The organism is Corynebacterium jeddahense, assembly GCF_028609865.1.
Classification (GTDB): Bacteria; Actinomycetota; Actinomycetes; order Mycobacteriales; family Mycobacteriaceae; genus Corynebacterium; species Corynebacterium jeddahense.
In genome coordinates, this window is record NZ_CP063194.1 from 2,502,092 (window position 1) to 2,514,325 (window position 12,234).

Genomic DNA, 12,234 nt, shown 5'->3' on the forward strand with positions numbered 1-12,234 from the left:
CGGGCCGATCAAGGCCTCGATTAGAAATTGAGTCGGCCGGGTCTATTCAATCCCGCGCACCGAGCTCAATTCTGAAGAACTCCGAGGCGTCCGGAGCGAACCACCCCGCGGTGTACTTCCTTGTTGGCACGAACCCGGAGACGGACAAGCCGCGCATTTACATCGGCCAAACCGCGCCCCGTCAGAACGGCGTCGCATTTGCCAGGGCCGCCGAGCATTCACGCAGCGCGGACAAAGACTTTTTCAACCGCATCATCTACGTGGTTGTGGTGGATGACTCCTGGGGCGCCACCGAAATCACCTTCCTGGAAAACGCCTTCCACCAGCGCGCCATTAAGGCAGACCGTTACGAAGTCGCCAACGGCAACACCCCGTCCGCCGGCAGTGTCAGCGAAGAGACCCAAGCAGAGTTGGACGAGTTCATCGAGAACACCAACCTCATCATCAGCGCTCTAGGCGTTTCCGCATTCCAGCTGAAGGCAACTTCGTCGAAGTCTCGCACCTCGACCAACTCGGCTGCAGCCCCGGCGCGCCCGAGCGATGACGAGGAACCGGTCTTCGAGCTCACCGTTCTCAGCCAAGGTGTTCAGGGCCTAGGCCAGCGCACCGCTTCCGGCTTCCTCGTCCTGGAGGGATCCACGTTGCGGCCGGAGCTGCGTCCCAGCGCGGACCAGATCCAGGACAACACGCTGACCTCTGACTTGGAGTTCACCAGCCCGTCCGCCGCAGCGGCGTTCTTGGTGGGCGGTGCAGCAAATGGCAGAACGATGTAGCACCTGCAGGATGAACCGTCCACCACGCTCGCAGCCTGGGAAGACCGCGAGGGAGACGAAGCCGACCAGCAGGCAGTGCTGCCCGAGCCGCCCGAAACCCCCTAACCCTCCGGCAGCAGCTCCGAGCGCTCGCCGACCGTGGTCACCACCAGCGCGTCGCGGGCGCGCGAGGCCGCCACGTACAGCAGCGAGCGCTCCCGCTGCAGGGCAGCGCGGGCGTCTTCCTCGGATAGGTTCTTCAGGCGGAACCGCAGCGGCATGATCTCCTTGCCCACGCCCATGAGAATCACATGGGTGAACTCCATGCCTTTGGCGCCGTGCATGGTCATCACGGAAACCTGCTCGTGGGAGGCCAGCTCGGCGTTCTTCGTCTGGACGGCGTCGATGCCGTGGTCGGCAAGACCGGAGACCACGCGGGAAAGCTGCCCGCGGGTGCGGCACATCACCCCGACGCGGACTTCCTTGTGCTTACCCTCCTCGGCCGCACGCTCGGCCTCCGCAAGCCAACCGTTGATCAACGCAGCTGCAACGGCGAACTCCTCGTCCTCGGACTTGGCGGTCACGATCATCGGCGCCGGGCCGGTGCGCGCGGAGCGGTACCCGGTCACGGAGTCCACGTCGCCCTCGCCGTCCAAGAACTCCATGTCACCGCCTACCAGGATGCGCAGCGCGTAGTCCAGGTTCTCTTTGGTGGTGCGGTAATTCAACGTTAAACGCCGGGAAGCGCGGCCGCGAGTAGAAATACCAAAGTGCGACAAGGTCAGCGGGTTGCCGTAGATGCGCTGGTGGGAGTCCTCAGCGATGAAAACATCGTTCGGGCCCTCAGCCACGCACGCGCGCAGGAACCGCCAGTGGCCGGCGTTGAAGTCCTGGGCCTCGTCCACAACCACGTGGTCGAACAGGGAGCCGCCGCCGCGCTCGTAGCGCACATTCAAAATCTCGGCGCCCACGGCGGACATGGTGGGCCAGAACAGCTGCCCGTCGATGGCCTGGGTCTGCATCAACGACTCCAGCACGGCCCACACCTGCTTGCGTTGCCTGCGGTTCAGCGGCGTGCCGCGGCCGCTTCGTGCGACCTTCAGGTACTCCGCCAGCGTCGTAATGCCACCCGCGAGCACCACAGTCTCGTACTCGGCCTGCAGGAACGCTTCGTTGGCAATCTCGCGGGGCATGGATTCGTCGGTAGCCTCAAGCGCGCCCTCCCACACTTGGCGCGCGGCCATTTCCGTGTACGGACGGACTCGCGGGGCGGCGACGCCGAGGACTCGCCGGGTTGCCTCCGAAACCTCCTCGGGCGTGCCAAGGGAAACCACCTTGCGCACCACGGCGTCGATGTTGTCCACCCACACGCCGTGCTCGCCGGGCTCGCCGGCCTCGGGGTACAACTGGTTCAGTGCGTTGAGCTGGGACTTCAACCCCTGCGCCAGACCCTTCGTAAACGTGGTCAGCAACACGCGCGGGCCTGCCCCGGCAACGCGCCCCATGGCCAGGTTGTTCGCGCGGTGCACCGCCACCACCGTCTTGCCGGTGCCCGCACCGCCGAACACGCGCGCGGAACCCTTGTACGAGTTCTCCGCCATGCGACGCTGCTCCGGGTGGATGTACACACGCCACTTCTCAAAGCTGCCGGACTCGATCACGCTGCGCAGAGACTCGGTATCCACGTCGTCCACGTACGCGAACTCCAGCTCCGCAGCCGCCTGCCGCAGACCAGCCAGCAACCGCGCGTCCTCGGACTCCGCCGCCTCCGACGCCGAGACCTTCCGCAGACCCAGCGACTCGCGTGTCTCCTCAACCGAATACCCCGCCACCAGCACCAACACGGCCTCGTGCTCCCACTTCGGGCGCGGCGCCAGCAACGCATCCAACCCATCCTCGGATTCGAGCGCCAACACCTGCTCGGTCAGCGCCGGGTCGATGCCCAGCTCCTCCCACAACTTCTCGGGCGTCAGCTCACCCAGCACCTCGCGCGGGGCGGGCGATTGCTTCTCGACGAGCTCCGCCTCCACCCCTTTCTCCCTCGCAACCGCCTTCGCCTGCTGGGCCGCCAACTCGTGCGCAGCCTGCGCAGCCGCCTCAGCCTTCGCGCGCGAATCAACATCCGCCGCAGCATCCCCCGCAGCAGGCTCCTCCTTGATCAGCGTCGTAATGCCGTTGATCGGGTTCACGTCCAAGCGCAGCCGCGCCGGGTCCAGCCGCTCAGCCTTGAGGTTGCCTTCGTCGTGCGAGTCCACGTCCACAAGCACGAAGTGGTGCGTGTCCTGGTCGCGGATCTCAAAGAGCACCGCGCGGAACTGGTCGTTGATGCGGCCGGTGCGCACGCGCTTGTCCACGGCGTTCGTGAGCGTCTTGATCTTCAGCGACGGGTTCGTCGGGTCCGCAGACAGCTTCTGCAGGAAGTTCATCGTCGGCTTCATCAGCGCACCGTCCAGGTCCAACCCGCTGTACAGGCTAAACGTCACCATGGTGTCACTCCTTACCCAGCAGCGCGGCCGGGATGGTCTCTGGCGAGAGTGTATCGGGGTACAGCAGCGTCCAGCCTTGCTCGCGAAGCTTGGCTTCGGCACCCGCGTAGGAGGCGTCCTGCTCGATCAGCAGCGCGATACGTAGCTCGGTCCAGGACATGGCGGTGGGGATGGATTCGATTTCCTCGCCGATCTCTTCGGTCGGCGGCGCACCCGCGTCCACGAGGGTGCGCAGCGCGGCGGCCACGTCCGCTTCGTCCTCGAACTCTTCGATCGCCTCGGCCCACAGCCCACCCACTGCGGCCTCGACGGCACTTTGCTTCTCGACGACCTCCGGTTGCCCAACGCCCACAGCATCACCATCGCCAACGTCGACCGTAACGGTGTTGTTGGCCAGCCACACGATGTTGGCGAAGCGCAGGAAGTCGCGCCAGTTGTCTTCGGTGATGGAACCGGGTGCCAGCGCGTCGACAAGCAGTCGCTGCAGCACCATCTCTTCGCCTACCTTGGCGGCGTCGAAGTGGATCTCGTTGCGGAACGTCAGGCGCGCCCCACCCGGGATGCGCGAGGGCACCACGGAGGTGCTGAGCATCTGCAGCAGGGCTTTGTCCATGAGCGTGTAGGAGGACCGTTCCGGCTCCGCCAGGTAGGTCAGCAGCTGCGTGATGGGGGAGGCTTTCAAGAACGCGATCTCATTGTTGCCGATGCCCTCCATGGCGCGCGTGCGCTTCTCCGCTTTCTCGCTGACCCACGACGGTGCGGCCTCGCCGAACGTCGTCTCCCGGGCAAACCAATCCAGGCCGGCGTCGGTGACGTTCCACGGCAGGATCTGCTTGTCGCCGAAGTGCAGACTGTTGCGCTTGTGTATGTCGGTGGGGAAGCGGTAGTGCTGCGCGCTGAAGTGGAACGCGGCACCGTCGGTATAGACGGCCACCGAGCGCAGCAGCGGCTTTCGGCGGTGCTGGAACAGGAAGTCCGGGCGGGTGTAGCCGTAGTCCACCTGCTCGCGCATGCTCCACTCCTCACCGGTGGCGAACGAGATGTGCCACTCCACGCCGCCGGCGTTGGGGATGTCCTTGACCGTCGCATTGCGGGCCTCGAGTGCGTCGCGCACCATCTCGCGGAAGCGGACCTCCAGGTTGGAGGACTGGTCCAGCTGCGGGGCCTCCGTCTGCGGGGTCCACTGCACCGACATCGGATCCAGGTCCTGGGCGGGGTGGTCCTGGTTGCTCAGGATCGCGCGCATGGCGCGCTCGGCGGCGGCGCGGGAGGTGACCTCGACGTGCTGGAACAGGGTGTACGGCAGCAAGCAGTCCGGGCAGGCGAGGCGCTCGTCAGCAGCGCAGTCGCAATCCCGCACCTTGGTGAAGGCCTGCTCGAGGAGCTTGCGGACGTCCTCAGGCGAGGCGAACTGCGAGAGGTACCCGGTGCCGCCCGGCACGTTGTCGTGCATGAGCAGCGCTTCCACCGTCTTGCCGGTGGCGTCCGGCACGCGCACCGTGACCACGTTGAGGTGGTCCGGGTCGCCGCCGAGGACCTCCTTGAAGCCGAGCTTGATTGCGGCGGTCAGGCTCGGGATGGTCGCCTTGTCGCCGGCGGTGAGTTGCACCGGCACGTGCAGCAGCACGCCTTGGGTCTGCAGAGTGCGGCCCAGCGCGACCGTGACGGACTCTTCCTCACGAGCGTTGCGCTTCGGACACCATGGCCTGTGGTCCCACTTCGAGTTCGCGCCCTTCTGCGAATCCAGGTGCCCGCAGTAGTTGCAAACGGTGAACAGGGGAGCGTCGATCTCCTTGCCCGCCAGCATCTTCTTCGTGGCGGGACCGCGACCCAGGTTGAACCAGCTCAAGTTCACGTACCGCAGGTACTCCGCGCCGAAGCCCTGGGAGAGGAACCACTTGCCGCCATGGCCGCCGTCTGGCACGGAGAAGCTCAGTGCGGTGTGGAAGAACATGGTGAAGCGGTCTTCGTGCGAGCCGTCGATGGTCGCGCGCGCACGGTCCACCTCGGCGGAGACTCGGCGCATGCGCACCGTCTCCACAATCTGGCCCTTGTCCGCGAACGCGCCCGCACCACAGACCGGGCAAGCACCCGGCGCGGTGCCGGTGACCACCTTTTCGCCGTAGGAGCACTCCGGGCACAGGCGCCACTGCTCCACGTCCGCGCCGCCGGCACCGAGCTCGACGGCGTCTACCGTGGCGGCGATGCCGCGGGCGTAGAACGTGTTGCCCGGCGCGAGCTCCGTCAGCGCCGAGGACACGCCGCGGGAGAGCTCGAAGGTCTCCGGGTCGATCTGCATGGACGACGGGTTGAGCTGGGAGACCACCACCGCAAGCTCCACGGAGTCATCCAACAGCGTGAAGTTGGGCAGCAGCCCGTAGCGCTCCATGGAGCTGATCCAGAACTCGTCGAGCAGGATCTCGTTGTAGTCGCGCCCGGCGCGCCGCCACGCCGCCCGGGTACTGCGCTTTTCCCGCTCCAACTCCGGGTCGGCGTTCTCGGTGCCCGCGTTCGGGTCGACCTTGGCCTCCAGCTCCTTCAACCGGTCCGCCAACGTGTCCCAGCGCGCCTGCAGCTCGGACTTTTCGGCCTCCCACAGCAGGCGTGTGCGCTCGAGCTTGCCCAGCAGCGAGTCCGGCCCCTGGCCGCACGCCCACGCGCGCACGCCGTCCACGGTTGCGGCGTCCACGTGGCCGTCCTCGACCGTGGACAAGAACGCGTCTACACGAGATTCCACCCCGGCCGCGATCTCTTCGCTGAGCACCTGCACTAGCGACGTCTTACGGCTGCTGAACACGTCCTGCGCGTGTTGCACCTGCAACCCGTTCGCGGCAAACGCCATCGTGTCCACCAGGTACGCGGTGGTCTGCCTGCGCAGGATTTCGGTGGCGGAGAGGAACGCCGCCGGCGGCACCACAGCACCCGCGATCACGGACAGCGGCTGGTTCAGCTTCGGCAGCATCGTGCCGCGCCCCTGCACGAACGCGAGCACCAGCGAGTTGCCGGTCAGGCGCCCGGCGCGGCCCACGCGCTGCACGTACGAGGACACAGACGTCGGCAGCGAGGCGAGCATGACCGTGGACAGGTCGCCGATATCAATACCCATTTCCAGCGTCGGCGTTGCAACCAGCACGTTCGGCGCATTCGGCGCCTCGTCATCCGAGCCGCGGAACGCTCGCTCGAGCGCCAGCCGCTCCTCCTTGGGGATCAGGCCGGTGTGCTCGCGCGCCACCACCGCGCGCGGGGTGGTGGAGGTGTACAGCCGCGAGTAGTAGTTCTGCTCGATGCCTTCCGCCTCCAGCTCGCCGAGGCAACCGGGCGTCGGGCACGGCAGCCCGGCGAGTAGGGAGCGGGTTTGCCTGTCCGCGCCCAACGGTCCCCTGCACACCCCACAGTGCAACATCTCGGCTGCATCCTCGTGGCGCACCACCACGTTCTCCGGTGCAAGCGCGTAGATGATGCCGCCGGAATTGGTGGACACCGCCTGCACCGCTCCCTCCCGGGCGAGCACCTTGAACACGTTGGTGAGCACGTTCGTGGCGTCGTGGGTGGAGATCCCCAGCACCTTCGACGTCCACCGCGCATACCGCCCGCGCGGGCTGCCCAGGGGAGTGATGCCACGGTCCTTGTCGTCCAAGGCAGCCCCCGAGCGCGGGAACTCGGGTGCTCCGCCCTTGGGGAAGCTCGGCATACCGTGCGCCTTGGCAAAGCGGTTGTGCAGGCGCCACGAGTTCGCGTCGTCCTGCAGGTAGCTCTTCAACATCGGCGAGTACACGCCGCCGCGGTCGCGCACCTGCTCCAGAAGGCCCCGCAGCCAGCGCAGCCGCAGCTCCGGCGAGCCGGCGTCCGCGACCTCAAACAAGCCCTCGTCCACGTGCTGCAGCGCCTCCTCGGCAGCCGCCAGCAGGACTTCATCGTCCACCTGCACCGACGGCACCAGCGCACCCGTGGACACCAACGAGCGCGGCAGGTGCGCACGCTGCCCGAACTCGAGCGCGGCATCCAACTCCAGGCGGTGCAGCGCCGCAGTGGTGGCCTCGCGACGAGCCGCGGTATCAGCGTCCTTCGCCCAAAACGGCGTGAACGTGGTGGTCTCCGCCACCTCCGGCGGCAGCAGCTCAAAGCGCGCACGCGCCGGGTCCGCGGCCCCGTCCGCACGCCCCAGGATCCGCATCGGCATCTGCGCAAGCGACACCTCGTCGTCGCCGACGACGCTGCGCATCAGCGTACGGATGCCAAACGCACGCGCCCTGGACTGCACGAAGCCCGCGCGGTGCGCCGCGTCCTGCACGGAGTCCGCGAACACCAGCGTCTTCTTCTCATTCTGCTCCAGCGACGGCATGCCGAACAGGTTGGATAGCCCCACCGACAGCAGTGTGGCCACGCGCGAGCCGATGTAGCGGATGGCATCCGCCTCCCCGCACGACGGGCACGTCTGCTCACGCGCGAGCTCCTCGGTGTTAAGCCCAGTGTACGTAAGCACCGGCACGGAGCTGCCCTCAGCGAGCTCTTCCTCGCTGGGCTCGGTACGCGACAGCGTGCGGGATTTGGTGTGGAACCACATCAGCACACGGTTGCCGTCTTCGTCGCCGAGCTGGGTCAGCTCCAGGTGGTTCTTCACGGCTTCGCGGTGCTCAGCGGTGGCATCGATGAGCGGACGTACGAGCTCAGGCTTATCGACGCTCGCCTTCCGAATCTCCGCCCCATTGAGCACCACCGCATCCGTACCCGGCTCAAGTGCCGTCATCCACCCGGCGCGACCGCACGAGCGGCAGTACGTGGCCGGCAGCCACACCCCGGCGTTGTCGCCGCCGAGCTGCCCGTCGTCCGCGAACCGGAAAGTCTCACCGTCCTCGGTGGGTGTGACGGCTCGCTCGATGCGGGAGACCTCGCGCACCCACAAGTGCGTTTCCACACCTGGCAGGCGTTTGCCTCCGAAACCGAACTCATCGCCGGCAAGCGCGCGGATCTGCGCCACGGCGGTGAGCAGGTGGGTGGCAAACTCCCGCGCAGTGGTCTCGCCCAGGGTGCGCACCACGATCGGGTCGAACATGGCCTCCGGCAGCGACTTGCCGCCCTCGCCCTCACGGCGGATCAGGGACTTCGCCGGGTTAGCCGCGCCCAGGAGCCTTTCCGTCAGCGGGTGCACCGCATACGCGGCGATGGTGCTCTTCAAATCCGCGCCGGCGTCCACGCCCCACAGCTGCGTACGGAACACATCCAGCACCACCTCGGCGTGGTCGCGGCCGGAGTTGTCGCTAGCGATCGCGTCCACGATGCCGCGCAGCTGATCGATGTCGGGAGAGAGGGGAGCGGCATGCGCGCCAAACGACTGCGCGATCTCGTCCGTCCACTCCGTGTACGTCAGCGTCTTTTCCCCCACCAGCGCATCCGGAGTGAACGTCTCACCGAAGATGGTCTCGGCGAAGTCGAGCACCTTCTGCGTGTCGTCCTTGCCACCGAGGGTTGCCGAGGTCGCCACCGGCGTGACCCACCCCAGCGGGTTCGACGCGTACTCGCCAGCGAACCCTTCCGGTTGGTGCTGCTTGAGCATCAGCCCTAATCGACGAAGCAACAACGCCACGTCCGTGCCCTGCGCACCGTCATAGGTGTGGAACTCATCCAGCACCAGGTACTGCAGCGAGGTTGCTGAGCGCTTCCAAATCTCCCGGTCAGCCTCACGCAGCAACAGCTGGTCCAACATTTTGTAGTTGGTGAGCAGGATGTCCGGCGGATCCTGGCGGATCTGGTCACGGTCGTTAATCAACGAATCCTTCGTGACCTTCTTGACGCTGCCCGTCGCCTCACCCGTGTAAATACCAGCCGTGACACCGGCAAGCGCCGGCTCACTGGTAATCAGCTTGGCCAGACGATCCGCCTGGTCATTCGCCAACGCATTCATCGGGTACAGCAGCAGCGCCTTAGTGCCGCGCTGCCCCTCAGCGCGAGCCCGCGCCGCGTGATCCAGCACCGGGCAGAGGAAGGACTCCGTCTTACCCGAGCCGGTACCCGTGATCACCAGCGTCGGCTCCGGACGACGCGCCCCCTGCTCATCCCTGCTGCGCAGCCTGCGGAACGCTTCCGCCTGGTGGTGGTACGGCGTAAACCACTCCGGCATCCAATCCAGAATCCCGTCCCACCCGATCGCGCGCGCATACGGCAACCGCGTACGCACGTACGGCCCGTGGAACATGCCCCGCTCCGAATCCTCCAAAAACGCCTTCAGCGCGTTGGACGTCTCCGGATTCGCAAGCGAAAACGCAGTGGCCAAATACTCGGACACGCCCCCGAGGACGTGCTCCGACGCGTGGACGGGGATGAGGGTAGACACGGAGTCAACTTTATCTAGGACACAGGCTAGAATCTCGAAACCTGACGACAGCAATTCCACGAAATGGTTTCAAACAGCCGGTCCGGCGCGACCTCTACGCTGCCTATCGGCTAAGGTTCGTTGCCAAGTACCCTTATTTAGCCATCCAGGTTGTAATCATGAACGTGCCCTTCAGTGAGAAACTCCGCGCAGAGCTCGTGCGCCAGGAGTGGGACGATGACGAATTCGCTCGAGCCACTAATCTTCCCGAATCTACAATCGGCAAAATCGAATCTGGCGATTACTTTCCCTCAGCAGGTGAGCTGAACGCGATTCTCGCTGTTCTTCGCAAGCCGGTCATGTGGGCAGTCCAGGCCGAGATCCCACAGATCACGCGGCGCTATCAGGATGTGCACACCACGCGACCTTCAGATATTGAGGCGGGCATCGAATTGCTCGCCTACGATATTCGCCACCTCATGGATACCGGAGTCCTCGTGGGGAAGAGGCCAGGACCATTCAAACGTCCAAAAACTCACGTGGACGCTGCTCATCTGGCCCGAAAAGTGCGAAGGGATGCTAACATCTCCGAATCCGAACCCATCGCTGACCTACCAGCCTTGTGTGATAAATTTGGCCTCTGGGAATTCGCCTCCCCGTTTGAAGGTAACTGGGGACCTCAGGGACTAATGCTCGAAATAGATTCAGACTCCGCCAACCTTCCAATCGGCATAGCCGTTATCAACACTTGTTCGCCTTCTTTTCACCAGCGTTTCGTGCTAGCTCACGAGCTGTGCCACTGGTTAATCGGAGATGCCTACGAGAACAAATCCGTGGACAACGAGTTTTCTTCTCGAAAAGAGAGGGGCTCCAAGCTTCACCCCGAACAAGCCTGCAACTCTTTTGCTGCTCATTTGCTTCTACCGGAACAGGCTCTTGCCCACTTTGGCCAGATTACTGATGAGTCCGTTTTGGTTGATGAGGCAGTGCGAACTGCGCAAACTTACGGAGTCGGCTGGCGTTCGACAATCGGTCTACTGAAAAGTGCGGGCCATATCTCTTCTGGGCAAGCAGCCAAGCTAAAAACTCACTCTGAAGCAGATCAGCGCGTTATGGATCATAGTTCCGTCCTCCCGTCTGACCGGATCCCTGCGGAGTACTCCCGTCAACTTGCCGAGGGCATCAAACTCGGGAAGCTGGATCAACTAGAAGCTATTAACTACAGCTACGGTGTGGCTCTCCCTTGATAATCGCAGACACCGGCCCCCTTTCCCACCTATCAAAGTCTGGCCACCTCGAAGTTCTCCGCCTAGTCACTAAGCTGGGGCTAAGCTTCGGCATCCCCCGTGAGGTGCAAAAGGAGCTCCAAAGAGACGACTTCACCAACTCACGGGTACTTAACTCAGACCTGCTTTGCGTTCTAGCTTTAGACGCTGACGCGGACGGACAGGCGAACTTCATTCGTGAGACTAAATTTCCGAAGGAGAGTCCTCTTGCGCGACGGATTTCTAGAAATCCGAATCCTCAAGCCCCAGTTAAGCATGCAGGTGAGTCTGCATGTATTGCGTACGCGGTTCATGGGATTTTTCCGCAACAACCAGTTGTTTGGATCGATGACGGTCGTGGAAGAGAAGTTGCTAGGCAGATGGGGCTCGTTTGCCTTACCACCCTCGATGTAATCGCATGTTTAATTAGACTGCACCTGCTCAATCGCAATGAAGGCGAACGGATCGTGGACGATCTTCTCGGCGTGCAGGCGGACAGCCTTCTCGTCCCTCAACAGCCCGATTACATACTTCCCGTCGATTCGGGTTCGGAGTTTTCGCGACAATGGCAACTCTACGGCCCACTTACGGCACCAGAGCGGGACTGTATTTGTGAGGATTGCATATACGCAAATAACTTGCCCTCGGACCTACCTGCCCACCAGACTCGTGGGCTTTGTCACCTAGCAACTGGGTGGGTGCCACAGCGCTGTGGAGAAAACAGTTGAAATCCAGAGTCGGAGCTATTTTGGCACTGCGACTATGATAAAGCTTCCTCAAACCTCTTGTACGCCTCCCGCATACGCCTCCCGGTCCAACTGCCTAAACGGATACTCGTACACGTACTCCACACCCGACTGCGGATGCGCCCACGTCCGATCCGCCACCGACAACTCCGCGCCATCCTTCAACTTCGCATCCGCCTTCACAATCTCCTTCGGCACCTTCCGACCATTCGCATCAAACCGATCCTCCTGGTCATAACGACGCATCACCGGAAACTGCGTCCGATAAATCATGCACAACTCATCCGCCGTCACACCCAACGACAACGCCACAATCGCATCAATCTCCACCTGCGCGGCCCGCCGCTCCTCATCCTTTCGCAAAGGCTTATCGACGTTCCAAGGTTCCCCCATCAACTCCTCCCGCAAAGGAACCAGATTGAAAGAGGGCGCGCGACTCGTATGCTCGCGTGAATGTCATCTAGCATGCCATAGACCTCCCGTCGCATCGCATCGATCCTGAGCTGGAGATCCGAGCCTCTCGTGTCGGAAAGCTCCTCGGCTCTCATCACGACTACCCCGAACGGAGCCACATACGCGGTGCAAAACTTTAGTCTGCGTTGACATCTTGCGTCTAAGAAGCTTCTACATGTCCGCGACACCAGCTATCCTTCTACGTAAGGTGTCTCACCGCTG

6 protein-coding genes are annotated in these 12,234 nt (G+C 63.8%); 3 read left to right on the plus strand and 3 right to left on the minus strand.

The features are described 5' to 3' along the window. The first annotated feature begins 110 nt into the window (after nucleotides 1–110). Nucleotides 111–773: a GIY-YIG nuclease family protein gene (locus tag CJEDD_RS11990; RefSeq protein ID WP_198132998.1), complete on the plus strand. Its 663-nt coding sequence runs from the start codon at nucleotides 111–113 to the stop codon at nucleotides 771–773. A gap of 101 nt (nucleotides 774–874) precedes the next feature. Here the strand turns inward: CJEDD_RS11990 and CJEDD_RS11995 are convergent, their stop codons facing one another. Further along, on the minus strand, nucleotides 875–3,238 hold the full coding sequence (locus CJEDD_RS11995; RefSeq protein ID WP_042407530.1) for a 3'-5' exonuclease: 2,364 nt from the start codon (nucleotides 3,236–3,238) through the stop codon (nucleotides 875–877). A 4-nt stretch (nucleotides 3,239–3,242) separates the two neighbouring features. After that, complete coding sequence (locus tag CJEDD_RS12000; RefSeq protein ID WP_273657541.1) at nucleotides 3,243–9,569, minus strand: DEAD/DEAH box helicase; 6,327 nt, start codon at nucleotides 9,567–9,569, stop codon at nucleotides 3,243–3,245. 158 nt (nucleotides 9,570–9,727) lie between these two features. Here CJEDD_RS12000 and CJEDD_RS12005 point away from each other — a divergent pair, with 158 nt between their 5' ends. Beyond that, on the plus strand, nucleotides 9,728–10,795 hold the full coding sequence (locus CJEDD_RS12005; protein WP_081764567.1) for an XRE family transcriptional regulator: 1,068 nt from the start codon (nucleotides 9,728–9,730) through the stop codon (nucleotides 10,793–10,795). After that, a complete protein-coding gene (locus tag CJEDD_RS12400) occupies nucleotides 10,792–11,541 on the plus strand; it encodes a PIN domain-containing protein (RefSeq protein WP_475678942.1) in 750 nt (249 codons plus the stop codon). The genes CJEDD_RS12005 and CJEDD_RS12400 overlap by 4 nt, the downstream gene beginning before the upstream one ends. Before the next feature lie 48 nt (nucleotides 11,542–11,589). Here CJEDD_RS12400 and CJEDD_RS12010 read toward each other — a convergent pair whose 3' ends face one another. Next, entirely contained in the window at nucleotides 11,590–11,967 is a 378-nt protein-coding gene (locus tag CJEDD_RS12010) for an SPRY domain-containing protein (RefSeq protein WP_273657542.1), read from the minus strand. Between the last annotated feature and the right edge of the window lie 267 nt (nucleotides 11,968–12,234).